20 protein-coding genes and 1 tRNA gene are annotated in these 15,733 nt (G+C 36.6%); 18 read left to right on the top strand and 3 right to left on the bottom strand.

The genetic code is table 11. The annotated features are described in order from the left end of the window. Nucleotides 1-22 precede the first annotated feature (22 nt). The 9 genes from IGK21_RS09890 (at nucleotide 23) to IGK21_RS09850 (ending at nucleotide 5,847) form a co-directional block, all read left to right on the top strand. Nucleotides 23-334 carry a YbaB/EbfC family nucleoid-associated protein gene (locus tag IGK21_RS09890; RefSeq protein ID WP_010718691.1) on the top strand — a complete coding sequence of 104 codons (312 nt, stop codon included), beginning with the start codon at nucleotides 23-25 and terminating at the stop codon, nucleotides 332-334. A 23-nt stretch (nucleotides 335-357) separates the two neighbouring features. After that, nucleotides 358-954, top strand: a complete 597-nt coding sequence (gene recR / locus IGK21_RS09885) for a recombination mediator RecR (RefSeq protein ID WP_010718690.1) — start codon at nucleotides 358-360, stop codon at nucleotides 952-954. Between the two features lie 63 nt (nucleotides 955-1,017). Continuing rightward, nucleotides 1,018-1,662: a dTMP kinase gene (gene tmk, locus IGK21_RS09880; RefSeq protein ID WP_010718689.1), complete on the top strand. Its 645-nt coding sequence runs from the start codon at nucleotides 1,018-1,020 to the stop codon at nucleotides 1,660-1,662. Nucleotides 1,663-1,676: 14 nt separating this feature from the next. After that, a complete protein-coding gene (locus IGK21_RS09875; RefSeq protein WP_010718688.1) occupies nucleotides 1,677-2,006 on the top strand; it encodes a cyclic-di-AMP receptor in 330 nt (109 codons plus the stop codon). 8 nt (nucleotides 2,007-2,014) lie between these two features. Beyond that, nucleotides 2,015-2,956, top strand: a complete 942-nt coding sequence (gene holB, locus IGK21_RS09870) for a DNA polymerase III subunit delta' (RefSeq protein WP_010718687.1) — start codon at nucleotides 2,015-2,017, stop codon at nucleotides 2,954-2,956. A 35-nt stretch (nucleotides 2,957-2,991) separates the two neighbouring features. Continuing rightward, a complete protein-coding gene (locus tag IGK21_RS09865; protein WP_034699017.1) occupies nucleotides 2,992-3,816 on the top strand; it encodes a PSP1 domain-containing protein in 825 nt (274 codons plus the stop codon). Further along, nucleotides 3,809-4,153, top strand: a complete 345-nt coding sequence (locus IGK21_RS09860) for a DNA replication initiation control protein YabA (RefSeq protein WP_010718685.1) — start codon at nucleotides 3,809-3,811, stop codon at nucleotides 4,151-4,153. Before IGK21_RS09865 ends, IGK21_RS09860 begins: the two co-directional genes overlap by 8 nt. Nucleotides 4,154-4,575: 422 nt before the next feature. Next, nucleotides 4,576-5,442: a 16S rRNA (cytidine(1402)-2'-O)-methyltransferase gene (gene rsmI, locus IGK21_RS09855; RefSeq protein WP_034699020.1), complete on the top strand. Its 867-nt coding sequence runs from the start codon at nucleotides 4,576-4,578 to the stop codon at nucleotides 5,440-5,442. Nucleotides 5,443-5,586: 144 nt separating this feature from the next. After that, entirely contained in the window at nucleotides 5,587-5,847 is a 261-nt protein-coding gene (locus IGK21_RS09850) for a hypothetical protein (protein WP_002328071.1), read from the top strand. A gap of 300 nt (nucleotides 5,848-6,147) precedes the next feature. Here IGK21_RS09850 and IGK21_RS09845 read toward each other — a convergent pair whose 3' ends face one another. Continuing rightward, nucleotides 6,148-6,495 carry a thioredoxin family protein gene (locus IGK21_RS09845; RefSeq protein ID WP_034699023.1) on the bottom strand — a complete coding sequence of 116 codons (348 nt, stop codon included), beginning with the start codon at nucleotides 6,493-6,495 and terminating at the stop codon, nucleotides 6,148-6,150. Between the two features lie 221 nt (nucleotides 6,496-6,716). On the opposite strand from IGK21_RS09845, the gene IGK21_RS09840 reads away from it, so the two are divergent. Beyond that, nucleotides 6,717-7,667, top strand: a complete 951-nt coding sequence (locus IGK21_RS09840; protein ID WP_010738040.1) for a permease — start codon at nucleotides 6,717-6,719, stop codon at nucleotides 7,665-7,667. 10 nt (nucleotides 7,668-7,677) lie between these two features. Next, entirely contained in the window at nucleotides 7,678-8,541 is an 864-nt protein-coding gene (locus IGK21_RS09835; protein ID WP_010718682.1) for a TIGR03943 family putative permease subunit, read from the top strand. A 142-nt stretch (nucleotides 8,542-8,683) separates the two neighbouring features. Here the strand turns inward: IGK21_RS09835 and IGK21_RS09830 are convergent, their stop codons facing one another. Next, complete coding sequence (locus IGK21_RS09830; protein ID WP_034699026.1) at nucleotides 8,684-9,175, bottom strand: threonine/serine exporter family protein; 492 nt, start codon at nucleotides 9,173-9,175, stop codon at nucleotides 8,684-8,686. Between the two features lie 15 nt (nucleotides 9,176-9,190). After that, nucleotides 9,191-9,943 (bottom strand): threonine/serine exporter family protein, encoded by a 753-nt coding sequence (locus IGK21_RS09825; RefSeq protein WP_010718680.1) that lies wholly within the window; start codon nucleotides 9,941-9,943, stop codon nucleotides 9,191-9,193. Nucleotides 9,944-10,062: 119 nt separating this feature from the next. On the opposite strand from IGK21_RS09825, the gene IGK21_RS09820 reads away from it, so the two are divergent. The 7 genes from IGK21_RS09820 (at nucleotide 10,063) to IGK21_RS09790 (ending at nucleotide 15,564) form a co-directional block, all read left to right on the top strand. Continuing rightward, nucleotides 10,063-10,133, top strand: a tRNA-Gly gene (locus tag IGK21_RS09820). Between the two features lie 285 nt (nucleotides 10,134-10,418). Further along, nucleotides 10,419-11,135, top strand: a complete 717-nt coding sequence (locus IGK21_RS09815) for a DNA/RNA non-specific endonuclease (RefSeq protein WP_034699030.1) — start codon at nucleotides 10,419-10,421, stop codon at nucleotides 11,133-11,135. Between the two features lie 268 nt (nucleotides 11,136-11,403). Continuing rightward, nucleotides 11,404-11,670, top strand: coding sequence for an IreB family regulatory phosphoprotein (locus IGK21_RS09810; RefSeq protein ID WP_010718678.1), 267 nt, complete (start codon nucleotides 11,404-11,406; stop codon nucleotides 11,668-11,670). Beyond that, nucleotides 11,667-12,098 (top strand): Holliday junction resolvase RuvX, encoded by a 432-nt coding sequence (ruvX, locus tag IGK21_RS09805; RefSeq protein WP_010718677.1) that lies wholly within the window; start codon nucleotides 11,667-11,669, stop codon nucleotides 12,096-12,098. The genes IGK21_RS09810 and ruvX overlap by 4 nt, the downstream gene beginning before the upstream one ends. Nucleotides 12,099-12,121: 23 nt before the next feature. Then, the gene (locus IGK21_RS09800) at nucleotides 12,122-12,433 is read left to right on the top strand and encodes a DUF1292 domain-containing protein (protein ID WP_010718676.1); all 312 of its coding nucleotides are present in this window, start codon (nucleotides 12,122-12,124) and stop codon (nucleotides 12,431-12,433) included. Between the two features lie 696 nt (nucleotides 12,434-13,129). Beyond that, nucleotides 13,130-13,282: a hypothetical protein gene (locus tag IGK21_RS09795; RefSeq protein WP_242694303.1), complete on the top strand. Its 153-nt coding sequence runs from the start codon at nucleotides 13,130-13,132 to the stop codon at nucleotides 13,280-13,282. 125 nt (nucleotides 13,283-13,407) lie between these two features. Next, nucleotides 13,408-15,564, top strand: a complete 2,157-nt coding sequence (locus IGK21_RS09790) for a glycoside hydrolase domain-containing protein (RefSeq protein ID WP_438719310.1) — start codon at nucleotides 13,408-13,410, stop codon at nucleotides 15,562-15,564. Nucleotides 15,565-15,733: the final 169 nt, after the last annotated feature.

Raw genomic sequence — 15,733 nt, 5'->3', positions numbered from 1 at the left:
AAAAAAAGGAGAATGATCAATTATGATGCGCGGAATGGGAAACATGCAAGGGATGATGAAACAAGTCCAAAAAATGCAAAAAGAGATGGTTCAAGCACAAGAACAATTGAACGAAACAGAGTTTACTGGTGTAGCAACCAATGAGTTAGTGAAAGTTATTTTTACAGGTGATCGTCGGATGAAAGACATCCAAATCAGTGAAGGTGTCGTGGATCCTGAAGATACAGAAATGTTGCAAGACCTGTTGATGATGGCTGTCAATGATGCTTTGACAAAAATCGATGCAGAATCTGAAAAAACAATGGGAAAATACACTAAGGGGTTACCCTTCTAATTTTTCCTAAAGGGGTAATGAAAATGCAATATCCAGAACCAATTGCTAAATTGATCGATAGTTACATGAGACTGCCAGGGATCGGTCAGAAAACAGCCACAAGATTAGCTTTCTACACGATCGATATGAAAGATGAAATCGTGAATGAATTTGCTAAATCGTTGTTAAGTGTCAAACGAGATCTTCATTTTTGTAGTGTTTGCGGCAACATCACAGAAGAAGACCCATGTGAGATTTGTAAAGATCCTTCAAGAGATCGGGGGGTTATCTTAGTTGTCGAAGAACCAAAAGACGTGATGGCGTTAGAAAAAATGCGGGAATATCGTGGGCTTTATCATGTTCTACATGGGGTTCTTTCTCCAATGGAAGGGACTGGACCTGAAGATATCAACATTTCTTCGTTACTTGAACGCCTACATGATGATCAAGTGAAAGAAGTGATCATTGCAACAAATGCAACCACTGAAGGAGAAGCTACTGCCATGTATCTTTCACGATTGATCAAACCGGCTGGTATCAAAGTCACTCGATTGGCCCACGGCTTATCCGTTGGTTCGGATATCGAATATGCTGATGAAGTGACCCTGTTAAAAGCGGTAGAAGGCAGACGCGAGTTATAAATTTTCTATAAAAAAGAATTTCGGCTACAATAAAGAAGTAACGCAAGAGATGGGGGCAAAAATGTGAACGGACTATTTATTACGATCGAGGGACCAGATGGAGCTGGGAAAACCAGTATTCTAAATGAGTTATTCCCTCTTTTGAAAAAAGTAGCAAAAACAAAGATCATTCAAACAAGAGAACCAGGTGGGATCCCGATTGCCGAAGAGATTCGGGCAGTTATCCTTGATCCTAAAAATGATCGGATGGATGAACGGACAGAAGCTTTGCTATATGCTGCGGCTAGAAGACAGCATTTGGTCGAGAAAGTCCTACCTGCTTTATCAGAAGGAAGCATTGTTTTATGTGATCGATTTGTAGACAGCTCATTGGCTTATCAAGGGGCGGGACGTAGAATTGGTGTTTCTGAGATTGCCCGCTTGAATGAATTTGCTACAGAAGGTACGACACCTGACTTTACCCTTTATCTCGATATTGATTCAGATACTGGATTGCATCGCATTAAAGAGAACCGAAGAGGTCAAATCGATCGATTAGATTCAGAAGGATTGGAATTTCATCAACGAGTACGTCATGCGTATTTAAAAATAGCTGAAGAGAATCCTGAACGTATTTATAAAATTGATGCAAGAAAGAGCTTTGAAGAGGTACTTCAAACAAGTTACAGAGCCATTGTTGAACAATACCCACAATTTTTTGAAAACTAGGAAGGTGACTGTATATGAAAATTATTTTAGCAATTATTCAAGACAAAGACAGTAATCGTTTATCCAATGAATTGATTGATGCCAATATCCGTGCAACAAAATTATCTTCAACTGGTGGCTTTTTGAAAGCTGGCAACAGTACATTTATTGTTGGGATTGAAGACGAACGTGTAGAAGAAGCATTAGAAATCATCAAAAAAACTTGTGAATCAAGAAAACAATTTGTTTCAACACCTGTCACGTTGGATATCTCTATGGACGGTGGAGTCCCTTATCCAGTAGAAGTTGAAGTCGGTGGAGCAACCGTCTTTGTGTTACCAGTTGAAGGATTTCATCAATTTTAGGAGGCGCCATGGATCAAGAATTTACGCTGGATCAAATGCAACCTATCGTGTATCAACAGCTTCAACGAAGTTTTGAGCATGGGCGCCTCGCTCATGCTTATCTTTTTGAAGGCGAAAAAGGAACGGGAAAACACGAAATGGGGATTTGGTTAGCACAACACCTGTTTTGTACGAATCTGCAGGAACAACTTCCTTGTGGAGTATGCAATAATTGTCAACGAATCCAAAACCAAGAACATCCAGACGTTTTAACGATCGTACCAGAAGGGCAAACGATCAAAGTCGATCAAATTAGACGTTTGCAAACCGAATTTAGTCGTAGTGGTTATGAATCTCGGAAGAAAGTTTTCCTTATTCAAGAAGCAGAAAAGATGAATGCAAGTGCAGCAAATAGTTTGCTTAAGTTTTTAGAAGAACCACCAGGCGATTTTCTAGCGATCTTAGAAACGGATTCGATTGGGCGAATCTTACCAACGATTCAATCACGCTGCCAAATCTTGCATTTTCAGGAGCTGGCTAAAGATGCGTTGATTTATAAATTACAACAAGCACAGATTCCTTTAGAAAAAGCGAAACTTTTGACTTTCTTGACGAACAGTTTCACAAAAGCAGTTGAAATATCGCAAAATGAATGGTTTAATGATGCTAAGGATTCGATTCAACAGTGGTTTGTGTATTTGCAAAAAAATGATACACAAGCATTCATTTATGTTCAAAAAAAGTTAATAAAGACTTTTAAAGAAAAATCGCAACAATTTACTGGTTTATCGATCTTAATGTTTTATTATCAAGAAGCTTTACAACAAGCTTTAATAGCAGAAAATCTTAGAAAAGTAACACGTATTAATCAGACGATTGAGCGTATTTTATTAGCGGAACAGAAATTAAGAAGCAATGTCAGCTTCCAAGCAGTAGCGGAACAGTTTGTTTTACAAACAATTACTGGCTGAGACAGCAGGAAAAATGAGGGGCAAGGGGGATGGAAATGGTCGAAGTAGTAGGTGTCCGTTATAAAGAAGCAGGTCCTATCTATTATTTTAAACCTGGTCAATTAACGTATGAATACAACGAGAAAGTAATCGTTGAAACTCAAAAAAACTTACATATTGCAACTGTCGCCATTCCTAAAGCAGAACTTGATCCGGAAGAATTGCCTGAGCAAATCAGTTCAATTTTGCATAAAGCGACACAAGCAGAACTCGAAAAAGAGCAAAAAAATAAAGAAGATGCAGAACAAGCCAGGCTGATTGCGAAAGAAAAAGTCCAAAAACATGGGTTAGAAATGAAGATCATTCATGTAGAATATACGTTAGATCGTAGTAAACTCATCTTTTCATTCACAGCAGATGGACGAATTGATTTTCGGGAATTAGTCAAAGACTTAGCTGCCGTGTTTCGTACTAGGATTGAACTTCAACAAATCGGGGTACGAGATGAAGCAAAATTGCTAGGTGGGATTGGTCCATGTGGACGGCCTTTATGCTGTGCTTCATTTTTAGGAGATTTTGTCCCAGTTTCAATCAAAATGGCAAAAAATCAAAATTTGTCCTTAAACCCGACTAAGATATCTGGGTTGTGTGGACGTTTGATGTGTTGCTTGCAATATGAAAATGAAGAATATGAATTAGCAAAAAAAGCACTTCCAGATTTTGGAACAGTGGTTAACACTCCTGATGGTAAAGGGAAAGTTGTCGGCTTGAACTTACTTAATCGACTAGTAAATGTTCGATTAACAGGTCGGGAAAATCCAATCGAATATGAATGGGATGAATTGAAAAACTTCATCCAGGTAGGTGAGATAAATGGATAAGAGATCATTATATGATGGCTTGAACCAATTAGAATCAGAGCTAAGAAATACATTAACTGAATTGGTGGAAATGAAGCAAGCATTACATGAGATCGTTGAAAAAAATACAACGTTGGAAATGGAAAATCAACGTTTAAGAGAGCATTTACGGGAATTAAATCAAGTACAAACACCAGCAGATAATGTGAAACAAGAACTTTCAAAATCTCGTATGAACTTAGAAAAGATTTATGAAGAAGGCTTTCATGTTTGTTATGATCTCTATGGCTCAAGACGTGAGAATGACGAACCTTGTGCCTTTTGTTTAGAAGTCATCTATCGAGAAAGCGGACGGTAAACAAAGAGATTTGAAACAAGCCTGATATTGCTTATTTTTAGCGATCAATAAACGGCACTCACAGTATCACTTCTACGGAATTAAGTCCGAAAATAAAAAATAAGAAATGCTATTTTTCAATGTTTCGCCCTTAATTCTTAAAGGAGGCCGTGTTGTTCACGACCTCTTATATGGCGTTCAAAGCATTGCTTCTGCGGAATTAAGCTCAAAAAATTAAAAATATGAAAAGCTATTTTCAATTTTTCGTTCTTAATTCTTGAAGCAGCCCATGCTTTTCACGACCTTTACACGGCGTTCAAGAAGCAACTCCTCAGCAATAAGCGATGATTTTCTAAAATATGGGAAGCTATTTTAAAAAATCCTCTCTTATTTGCTCGGAGTTAACCGCTTCTTTCACGACCTCTTACACAGGAGAATAAATCATGCTTAATCAAAAAAGTTTTAAAGGACATCATGAAACTGGCTCGCTTTATTTAGTACCGACTCCGATTGGCAATTTAGAAGATATGACTTATCGTAGTGTACGGATATTACAAGAAGTAGACTTGATTGCCAGTGAGGATACACGAAATACCCAAAAATTACTGAATCATTTTGAGATTCAGACACCGCAAAAAAGTTTACATGAACACAACTATAAGGAACGAATTCCGCAATTGATTGCTGAGTTGATGTCTGGTCGCTCGATTGCACAGGTAAGTGATGCTGGGATGCCTTCTATTAGCGATCCAGGACATGAGCTGGTACTTGCTTGCATCCAAGCGGGGATTCCGGTAATCGCTATTCCAGGACCAACTGCTGGGATGACTGCGTTGATTGCTTCAGGCTTGTTACCTCAGCCATTTTTATTTTATGGTTTTTTAGGAAGAAAGAAAAAAGAACAACAAACATCGTTAGAAACATTGAAAGAATACACAGCTACATTGATTTTTTACGAATCTCCTTATCGGATCAGTGCAACTTTAACGAATATGTTGACTGTTTTTGGTAACCGTCAAGTTGTTTTGTGTCGAGAATTAACAAAAATCCATGAAGAATATTTACGTGGAAGTATTGAAGAGTTATTAGACTACATTGAAGAACACCCTGTAAAGGGAGAATGCTGTTTATTGGTTGAAGGAAATACTGGAAGTGAAGAGCCACAAACACAAATTGAAGGATCATTGAAAGAACAAGTCGAACAGTTGATTGCTCTTGGGGAAAAAACAAATGCAGCTATTAAAGCTGTTGCTGTAAAAAATGGACTCAAAAAGCAAGAAGTATATCGACAATTTCACGACTTAGACTAGTTGTATCGAAAAAGATATTTTTTGAAAGAAAGTTATGTCCGAATTGCATAGGAAAGAACGTTTCTTTCCTAGTAATGACCATTTGCTTTCAATGAAAATTTAACTGATTTGAGACTTTTTCTAAAGATTATCGAGGTGATCAATGTGAAAACATATGTAGGTTTACTTGATAAGATCAGAGTGATAAAGACGCAACCATTGCTTGTTCGGTTTACATTGGAAACCATTCATCAGCCTCTTAATTGTATTGTTGCAAATGTCGAGATTGCGGATAAGTTGATGATGATGGAAGAAAGAAAATATAACATTGCTGTTACAGGACACTTGAATCGACGTAATCAGCTAGTTGTTGAGAGTTTGCAAGTGAGAAACCCAGATCAATATACACGAAATCTCAAAATCTAGAGCGAGTGCGAGAAGTACTATGAAATTAGTGTGGTGCAACGCTACTCGTAGATTTCAAATATTAAAACACCATGGAGATTGAATGAAGTTCAACCTCTATGGTGTTTTTACGTAATGTCAACTACATAGCTAAATAAACCATAGTGAAAAAAATACTGGAACGAATTTCTAAAATTTCGCCCATAGTAAGATGAAGGGAGCTTAGCAAACCTAAGTAAACCTAAGAAGTATTTTATCCTATCTAAAGGTTAGCGCGCATTAATTGTCTTCATATAGGTATAGTATAGGTTAAGACAACGATTACTGAAACAATTCTTCATAGCTGATCGTTTCATCAGAGTTATTTAACTGATCCAGCAGCGTTTCTAGTTTCGCAAAATTGATAAAGCGTGCTTGTCGTTCGACTTCTTTATTTTTATGGTAGATCAAAATAACTGGAGCAGTCAATATTTGAAAAGCACTAGCTACTTCAGGTGTTTCCACAGCATCTAAATGAAAACTAGGAAAATCATACTGATTCAATAATTTCTTCAAACGAGGAAGAACAGCATGACACACGCTGCAATTTGGCATAGATAAGTAAAGAACTACCGTTTCATCTTGTGCTAATGTCTGATGTACTTCTGATAGATTCGTGGTTTTTTTCATATAAAAAACGTCCTTCCTAATCAAAACAGCCTTTCACAATAAACGTTGTGAAAGATTTCGTGAACCCATTTAATCACAATAAGAAAAAAAGTCAATTAACTTGTCTTATTTTTATCAAATAAAAGATAAGAGTTAGGTAAGAAATAGAAGTAACCTTGTTTTTTTTTAGCGAAAAGCGTATATTATTCTGGCAAATGATGTTTATAGTAAGGAGCGAAAAAATGTTTTCTTTTATACCAAATTCGGTATTGCAGATGAGTACGATTTTTCTATCAATCGTTATTGAAGCTTTACCATTTGTTCTATTAGGCTGTCTCATCTCTGGGGCACTACAAGTCTTTTTAACACCTGAGCGAGTCAAACGCTGGTTACCAGATAATCGCTTTTTATCCATTTTGACTGGTTCTGTTTTAGGATTTTTCTTTCCATCCTGTGAATGTGGGATCGTACCGATCGTTCATCAGTTTGTCAAAAAAGGAGTTCCTGTGCATACCGCTTTTGCATTTATGTTAACAGCACCTATTATCAATCCAATCGTCATTTTTTCTACTTTTATTGCATTTGGGAACTCTTGGGAAATGGCCGGTTGGCGAATGGTTGGAAGCTTTGTGGTAGCGTTGATCATTGGTATCTGGCTCGCTTATTTTCAAAAAGAAAGTGTATTGAAAACGAAGATCCAACAAACAATCGATCATAACCATCATCACAACCATCATCATGACCACACCCATGGTACCAATAAACACGAGGAGGTCAAAATTGGGAGAATCAAGCAACTTAGTCAGCAAACAGGTCATGTCCTCACACATTCGATCGATGAATTTTTTGATACGGGTCGGTATCTGATTGTCGGTGGTCTGATTGCCGCTAGTATGCAAACTTACTTGCCAACTCGTGTCATGTTGACACTGGGCTCAACCAAACTACTAGCAATTATTATCATGCTTCTTCTAGCTTTTACGATGTCCCTATGCTCGGAAGCAGATGCGTTCATCGGGTCATCCTTACTCAGCCTTTTTGGTACAGCTCCTGTGGTGGCATTCTTAGTATTTGGACCAATGGTGGATATCAAAAACCTTTTGATGATGAAACGCTATTTTAATGGTCGCTTTATTTTGATGCTCATTGGTTTGATAGCCGTTAGTGTGATTGGTTTTACATTATTTATCTAGGAGGAGCAGTATGATACGATTTTTGATATTATCTGGTTATTTTGAGCTAATGATGTATTTACAAGTATCTGGGAAATTAGATCAGTACATCAATGTTCATTATCGTTATTTGGCTATTTTATCGATGATTTTATCTGCTTTACTTGCATTGGTCCAATTGTATATTTGGGTCAAGAGTGATTCAGTAAAAGGGAAAAAACAGGTAGATGAAGAAGTACACCATCACCACGATCATGATCACGATCACGGGTTAACCAAACCCTCACAACGAGTGATCGCTTATGTTCTGTTGGCTTTACCTGTTATTGTCGGTACTTTATTTCCGACAGTCAGTTTAGATACGACGATTGTGGAAGCAAAAGGATTCAATTTTCCAATAAGTAAGGAGTCGGTTGGGGACCCTGAAATGCAGACACAATATTTAAAGCCTGATACGAGCATTTATTTTAACAAGTCTGACTATTTGGATCAGATGAAAAAATTAAAAGAAAAATATGATGACAAACAGCTTATTAAGATCACTGATGAGAATTACTTGGAAGTCATGGAATTGATTTATAATTACCCAAGTGAATTTATTGGGAAAAAAATCTCTTATGAAGGCTTTGTGTATAAAACGCCAGATGGGGAAAAAGAAGATAATTTCTTATTCCGTTTTGGAATCATCCATTGCGTTGCTGACTCAGGTGTATTCGGTCTATTGACACATATGCCGGAAGGAACGAATGTCAAAAACGATGAGTGGTATAAAGTAGAAGGCACCATCCAATCTGACTACTATGAACCCTTCAAACGGGACATTCCAGTTGTAGAGGTCAATACTCTAACCAAAATCGAGGCACCTAAAAATCAATATGTGTATCGGTCATTTTAAAGCAAAGACTAAAATTATTAGTGACAAAAACAACTGATGTGACAATAAAAAACCAAAGTACTTGAAAATAGCTTGTAGCTTGCCTATTTTCTAGATACTTTGGTTTTTTATTCATGGCACGATTATTTTCGCCGTTACTTTTTCATTTATGAATGTTTTTAGTTGTTCTTTTTTTTCGTTTCAAAAAAATGGCTTCTCGTTTTAATTTGAAGTTTCGGATATTGTGGTTGAAGACCTCTGATAAAACGAGTCCTAAAGCAATAGCACCAGCAATCATGATCGCTTGAACTGTATAACTTGCAGCTGCCTGATACGAGCCAGTTACTAGATTTCTCACTGCTTGATAAGCCAGACCTCCAGGAACTAGTGGTACCATGCCAGGGATATTAAAGATGGTTACAGGCATTTTTAATCGTTTAGAAAAAAGATCACTGATAAATGCAACACCTAAAGAACCCAGTAACGAACCAAAAGCCGGCGTACCACCCAAATCCACACATACCCAATAGATCATCCAGCCAAAGGCACCAGAGAGCCCGCAACAAATCAAGGCACGTCTAGGAACGTTGGTGATGATCGCAAAAGCCGCTGTGGCTAAAAAGCTAAAAGAAAATTGAATAAATAGATTCCACATCATCATGTTCCTTTCTCAATAAAAAAGTTGGAAGATAAAGGCAATCGCAAATCCGATCATTGTGGCAGTCATCATGGCTTCTGTACCACGAGAAACTCCAGAAACATAGTGTCCAGCTAGTAAATCCCGAATAGCATTTGTAATCTGTACTCCAGGAACAAGGGGCATGACACAACCGATGATGATCAAATCCTGATTGGCACCTAATCCGACACGAACGCTGAGAATAGCTGTAAGACCAATTAACAAGGAAGATAAGAACTCTGACAAAAATTTGATCCGAAAAAATTTTAAACTATATAAGTAAATCGCATAGCCGATACCGCCGATCATCAAAGTGATTGGTAGATCACTCATTTCTCCACCAAATAATACCATGATCGTTCCGCTAATCACCGCAGCACTTAAAATTTGAAGCCATACTGGGAAAAATGACCGATCTTTTTCAATGGCTTGTAAGGCAATGTAGAGATCATTCAAAGTTAACTCACCAGCAACATATTTTCTAGAAAGATTATTGACATTGACAACTTTTTCCAGATTAATGGAGCGATTGGTGATTTGTTCCATTCTAATGGTTGACGTACGGTCAAGACCAATAAACAAACCCGTTTGAGTAACATAGCTGACCAGGCGATAATTGCCAGAAGCAAGAGCGATTCGGCTCATTGTGTCTTCTACTCGGTACATCTCAGCGTTGCTTTCCATCATGATTTTGCCAGCTAATAAACAAGTATCAAGTAATAAATCCAACTCTTTTTCTGTCATAATATTTTCTCCAATAGTTCATTTGTTGCTTTTATTTTACTACAAATGACTAAATAAAAGAGAAATAAATAAATACTTGAGTATGAAATGAAAGAGGCGTATACTGATTTTTGTAAGATGCGGGTGTAGTTTAGTGGTAAAATCCCAGCTTCCCAAGCTGATGTCGCGGGTTCGATTCCCGTCACCCGCTTAAACGAACGATAGGAATGAAGAGAAACAGTATTGATCACATTTTGTTTGATCAATACTGTTTTTTGTTTTTGAGTCACAAGGTATTTTTTGCTTGATTAAGTGAAAACATACTGTTTTAAGATCAATGATTTTTTATGACGTATTCTTTTTAAGAAGAGATCAATTTTTACTTAGTATAGAGAATTAAAGGTAGAAATAAATGGAATAAAATAAGTTTAAATATTTTAAAAAAGGGGAACGTATGTTAAAGTTTAGAATAGTTGTTTAGAAAAGGAGTAAAGAAATGCAGAAAAAATCAACAAAAGCCATTATGGGTGTGGTTGTTGCTGTTTTAGCAGGGGCACTAGGACTATCAACACAAAAAAATTCAGATATCGTTCAACAAATTACTGGGTTATTTGACTCAACCCCACAAGCGTCAAAAGTAGCAGACGTACCAGAATATGATGGGAAGCATCAAGAAATTGAGATCAATCAGAATCGTCCGGATTTCACTGAAGAAGATTTGAGCTTAGCTAAAGGAACATGGCAAAGCTATTCAAATATTGATCGATTGAACCGTGTAGGTGCGGCCAACGCGTTATTGGGAAAAGACCTTTTTCCCAAAGAAAAACGCGAGCCGTTGTATATTGATCCAACTGGTTGGAAACAAAAAAAATTAAGCGATGGCCAATGGCTTTATAATCGTAGCCATTTGATTGGTTATCAATTGACTGGACAAAACAACAACATCAAAAATTTGATGACAGGTACTCGTTCATTAAATGCGCCGTATATGCTAGTCCATGAAAATGATATTGCCGCTTATATCAAAGAAACCAATCATCACGTTCGTTATCGTGTTACTCCACATTTTAAGGGAGATGAATTAGTTGCCAGAGGAGTACAATTAGAAGCAGAAAGTATTGAAGATAAAAAAATAAAATTTAATGTGTTTATTTATAACGTTCAAGAGGGTTATGAAATCAACTATGATACCGGACAGGCGAGAAAAAAATAGCTAATGACATTTGATAGTATACGAAAAAAGTATGAACTTTTTGAAGAATTATCGAAAAAGCTTATATTTATTTAAATATAGCGTATACTTTGGTTAAGATACGATCAAGTAACTGAACATTTGATCACAAATATGTTAAAGTAATGAGAAGTCTGTTTATTAATTTAACCGGAAGTTTTTTAAGATTTATTTGTAGTTTTAAGGTAATTCGAGTAAAATAAAAGTGTAGAAGGTAAATGAATACCTTGCGGGAAAGAGGTGTAGAATCATGGGTTTTACAGATGAAACCGTACGTTTTGGTTTTGACGATAGTCGTAAAAAAGAAGTAAGTGAGACATTAGCGATCGTTTATCGGGCTTTAGAAGAAAAAGGCTACAATCCAATTAATCAGATTGTTGGCTACTTGCTTTCTGGAGACCCGGCCTACATTCCTCGTTATCGTGATGCAAGAAACTTGATACGTCGTCACGAACGCGATGAAATCATGGAAGTAATTGTTAAAGATTATCTAACAAACCATGGGGTAAGTATATGAGAGTAATGGGCTTAGATGTGGGCTCAAAAACAGTTGGTATTGCTGTTAGCGATCCATTTGGTTGGACCGCTCAAGGAGTAGAGATCATTCGTATTGATGAAGAGGCGGAAGAGTTTGGCTTTGACCGTTTGAAAGAACTGGTCGATCAATACGAAGTAGACCGATTTGTCGTAGGCTTACCTAAAAATATGAATAATACAATTGGACCAAGAGCAGAAAGCTCAATGGCTTATGGAGAAAAAATTAAAGAATTATTCTCGTTACCAGTTGAATATCAAGATGAACGACTAACCACAGTTCAAGCTGAACGAATGTTAGTTGAGCAAGCCAATACATCAAGAGCTAAAAGAAAAAAAGTGATTGATAAATTAGCTGCTGTCATGATTTTACAAAATTATTTAGACGGTTCAGGAAAAAAATTATTTTAATTTCAATGAAAAGAGGGAGACTTATGACAGAACATAACCACACACATGACCACGATCACGAAGGGCACGAGCATATCACCTTAGTAGATGATCAAGGAAACGAAACATTATATGAAATCTTATTAACAGTTGATGGACAAGAAGAATTTGGCCGTAACTACGTATTGCTTTATCCAGCTGGTGTACCAGAAGATGAAGATGTTGAGTTACAAGCCTATGCTTATGTCGAAAATGAAGACGGCACAGAAGGCGAACTAGAACAAATCGAAACTGATGCAGAATGGGACATGATTGAAGAAGTATTCAACACGTTCATGGCTGAAGAAGAAGAATAGTCTTCAAATGACGGCTGAACCCTTGATGGATAAGGGTTCAGTTTTTTTTGTTTTGCTTTGACCAAGGTTATTAAAAATCGGCTCTTTGTCAAGAAGGACTGATGAGTGGAGTAAAATCAAATCTGAGTCTGAACAATCAACTCGGTTTCATCAGTCCCATAAATTATAGAGCCAGTAAAACAAATACGGCGACTTTATCCAAAAAGAGGAGCCCTAGAGTATCCTATTACACTTATTTTGCGACATACCCATCCAAAAGGACGATTGGAGTGGGAAATATGGATTTTTGGGTAGAACGAATCATAGAAGTAGAGGATTATGTAAAAGAACAAGATGAAAGACGTTTAGACATAATTTTGTTGAATTTCGTTTCGTATTTAAAAAAGTGCAAAATATCCACATTTTTCAGTAAGTAATGTAGGCGTATACATTTAGTTTGAAGATTTTATAGTGCCTATCTCTTTGTGACTTGGGAAGCAATCGAAGCTTTTCGAGAAAAACAAAAAATGATTTTAACTTTAAAAATGTTTTTTTCCATCGATTATTTATTGCAGAAAAAATGTTTGGCGTTTATACAAGAAAAAATCAGAGAAAACCAACGATAAACAGGGCATTACTTATGCAAGTGGGTATTGGCAAATGATCGATGAGTCCAATGACTGCTTTCCAACCTGTTTTTTAGACGAGAGTGCATTGATGATCAAAGAGATTTTAATGAAGTATCAGGTAATTGCTCCTGATGATGCGCAGTTTTTTCCTTTGTTTGTCGACGGATATTCGTGTGCTGAAGCGGTGAGCTATTTGTTTTTTGAAGAATATAACACACGTATGCGGAAAAAGATTGAGTGAATGAAGTGGAGATTCAAGAAATACTTGGAAAAAGAAAATTTTTTTCTATTTCCAGTCACAAATGACGAAAATCTCCGACATATCTAAGTGATTCGAATCAAAAAAAATTTTTAGGAGTGAAAAAAATGAACGTAAATGATAAACAATTAAGAGAAGATCCATGGGTATTAGAAGTACAACAATGGTTGAATAAAACTTATGGAAATGTACTTGGTTTTGGTTCAGTTCCGGAAGATGGCCGTACTGGATGGGATACGGTCTATGGTTTGATTCGTGAAGTACAACATGAGTTAGGTATTACAGAACTGGTCAATAATTTTGGTGAGACTACTTCAGCACTATGGGATCAGCAAGTGACGCCCAACTTAATTAATACGTATGAAAGCCCAATTGTAAAATTGATTGATGGTGCTTTTCGTTGTAAAGGGATGGGAAATGGGAAATTTGACACAGTTTATACGCTCGATAATGATGATGCAACTAAAGGCTTGAAAATAGCTGCTGGATTTGAGAATCCAACCAGTACGTTAGACTCAATGTGGGCCAAAGCCTTGTTTGATATGAGTGCCTTTGTATTAGTTCAAGGAGGCGATGAACGAACACGGGAGATGCAACAAACTTTAAATAGAAAGTATTCGGAATGGACAGGAATCTTGCCTTGTGACGGGATCTATCAACGTGCCACAAATACTGCCTTGATTTATGGTATTCAAGTGGAGATTGGTTTATTTAATGTGGCCAATGGTAATTTTGGGCCGGCTACACAAGAAACTTATGGTACGTTGGCGGCAAATCACCAAATTGAAGTATATAATGATTTGGTATTATTAATTCAATACGCTCTTTATCAAAATTTAAGAGCCATTGATCCTAGCACTGCATCATTTACTGGTAGCTTAGATGGGCCTATGATTTTAAATTTAATCCTATTTCAACAATTTATGATGTTGACAGATGTAGAAAAAGGCTATCCCGATTTAAAAACGATGATGTCATTAGTACTTTCATCTGGTTCTTCTGATCGGAGCTTTGAAGCTGTTGATACCGCCTTACAGCTAACAACACCTCAAATCGAATATTTATATAATTACGGAATTAAATATATTGGGCGGTATCTGACAGGAACAGTTGGGAATGACTTTGTTCCGAAGTATTTAACACGTGAAGAAGCAAATTATATTATCAGTAAAGGGATGGCAATTATACCAATTTATCAAGATAATAATCCGGAAGTCTCCTATTATACTGCAGCTCAAGGGATTTCTGATGCTAAAGCAGCTATTAAAGCAGCAACTAAACTAGGGATGCCAAGCGATACAATTATCTATTTTGCGGTAGATGTTGATGCTTTAGATTCCGATATTACGACGAATATTATTCCTTATTTTCAAGGTGTTTCTTCCCTACTTCGTTCCGGAACAACCGGAAATAAGTACTCTATGGGTGTTTATGGTACTCGGAATGTTTGTACAAGAGTAAGTGAAGAGGTAGGAGCAGTAGCTAGTTATGTATCGAATATGTCAACTGGTTGGTCAGGAAATCTCGGGTTTTCGCAACCAACCAATTGGACGTTTGACCAGTTTGCAGAACCAACAAATGGAATCGATGGGATTTTTGTCGATCAAGTGGCAGTTTCACACAATGATTCAGGAGTAGTTTCTTTAGATAAACGCGAAAATGAAGCAGAAAAAGCCTTATTACAATCAATGGGATGGGATATTTTAAACAAAAAATTATTAGATACGTCTTATGAGTTTGACAAAGAACAACTATTGGTTGATTATGGCGCTATTGAAGTTTCAGGAGTATCTTCAACAAAAATTTCTGATCCAGATCCATCAATGTTGGTAGTGAATTTTAATAACGGTACACCAGAAATAGAAGGAAATATTGATTTAGGTGATACTTTAGAAGCAAAAGTGATTTCTTCTCTTGGAGGAATTGGTGGAGAGATCTCTGCTGGGCGATTAAGCTTTGGCTTGTCTTCAGAAAAGGATAACTTAGTGTTAGACATGAACGCAGTGATTGAAGACGAAGAAACTAGTTCTGAAAAAATTGAAGTCAGTCAAGGATTTACTGTAAAAATTGATATGAATAAGATAAGTAGTTATGTGAAAACACTTTTTGGAAAATTATGGGAATTTATTAAGGAAAATTATCTTGCTATGTTAGTAATAGGGGCGGTATTTGGTCTTGCTATATTATCAGGGGTCACTCTAGCTACAATAGTTAGTGTACTAGCTACAGCATTTGGGTACATCTTAGAAGTGATGAGTATTTAAGAAATAAGATGAAAATCTTTACAATAGTAACTTGATGTTATTACTGTAAAGATTTTCTTTAATAGCTGTAAAAGATGCCGTTATTAATTGGACTTAATAAACAAAAAAGAAAAAATTATTATAGATTAATGTTTACATAGTTAATATTTGTTATAATTATTTTTTATAA

It is taken from the genome of Enterococcus sp. DIV1421a (assembly GCF_051711025.1).
GTDB lineage: Bacteria > Bacillota > Bacilli > Lactobacillales > Enterococcaceae > Enterococcus_B > Enterococcus_B hirae.
The sequence above is the reverse complement of the archived record's forward strand: the minus strand, read 5'-3'. Positions and strand labels throughout refer to the sequence as shown.

Excerpts from the sequence above, each read along its gene's own strand:
- ruvX (WP_010718677.1), top strand. The coding sequence starts at position 11,667 with ATGAGAGTAATGGGCTTAGATGTGGGCTCAAAAACAGTTGGTATTGCT.
- IGK21_RS09830 (WP_034699026.1), bottom strand. The coding sequence starts at position 9,175 with ATGTGGAATCTATTTATTCAATTTTCTTTTAGCTTTTTAGCCACAGCG.
- IGK21_RS09860 (WP_010718685.1), top strand. The coding sequence starts at position 3,809 with ATGGATAAGAGATCATTATATGATGGCTTGAACCAATTAGAATCAGAG.
- IGK21_RS09790 (WP_438719310.1), top strand. The coding sequence starts at position 13,408 with ATGAACGTAAATGATAAACAATTAAGAGAAGATCCATGGGTATTAGAA.
- IGK21_RS09875 (WP_010718688.1), top strand. The coding sequence starts at position 1,677 with ATGAAAATTATTTTAGCAATTATTCAAGACAAAGACAGTAATCGTTTA.
- IGK21_RS09795 (WP_242694303.1), top strand. The coding sequence starts at position 13,130 with ATGATCAAAGAGATTTTAATGAAGTATCAGGTAATTGCTCCTGATGAT.
- rsmI (WP_034699020.1), top strand. The coding sequence starts at position 4,576 with ATGCTTAATCAAAAAAGTTTTAAAGGACATCATGAAACTGGCTCGCTT.
- IGK21_RS09800 (WP_010718676.1), top strand. The coding sequence starts at position 12,122 with ATGACAGAACATAACCACACACATGACCACGATCACGAAGGGCACGAG.
- holB (WP_010718687.1), top strand. The coding sequence starts at position 2,015 with ATGGATCAAGAATTTACGCTGGATCAAATGCAACCTATCGTGTATCAA.
- IGK21_RS09825 (WP_010718680.1), bottom strand. The coding sequence starts at position 9,943 with ATGACAGAAAAAGAGTTGGATTTATTACTTGATACTTGTTTATTAGCT.
- IGK21_RS09840 (WP_010738040.1), top strand. The coding sequence starts at position 6,717 with ATGTTTTCTTTTATACCAAATTCGGTATTGCAGATGAGTACGATTTTT.
- IGK21_RS09810 (WP_010718678.1), top strand. The coding sequence starts at position 11,404 with ATGGGTTTTACAGATGAAACCGTACGTTTTGGTTTTGACGATAGTCGT.
- IGK21_RS09845 (WP_034699023.1), bottom strand. The coding sequence starts at position 6,495 with ATGAAAAAAACCACGAATCTATCAGAAGTACATCAGACATTAGCACAA.
- IGK21_RS09890 (WP_010718691.1), top strand. The coding sequence starts at position 23 with ATGATGCGCGGAATGGGAAACATGCAAGGGATGATGAAACAAGTCCAA.
- IGK21_RS09835 (WP_010718682.1), top strand. The coding sequence starts at position 7,678 with ATGATACGATTTTTGATATTATCTGGTTATTTTGAGCTAATGATGTAT.
- recR (WP_010718690.1), top strand. The coding sequence starts at position 358 with ATGCAATATCCAGAACCAATTGCTAAATTGATCGATAGTTACATGAGA.
- IGK21_RS09815 (WP_034699030.1), top strand. The coding sequence starts at position 10,419 with ATGCAGAAAAAATCAACAAAAGCCATTATGGGTGTGGTTGTTGCTGTT.
- IGK21_RS09865 (WP_034699017.1), top strand. The coding sequence starts at position 2,992 with ATGGTCGAAGTAGTAGGTGTCCGTTATAAAGAAGCAGGTCCTATCTAT.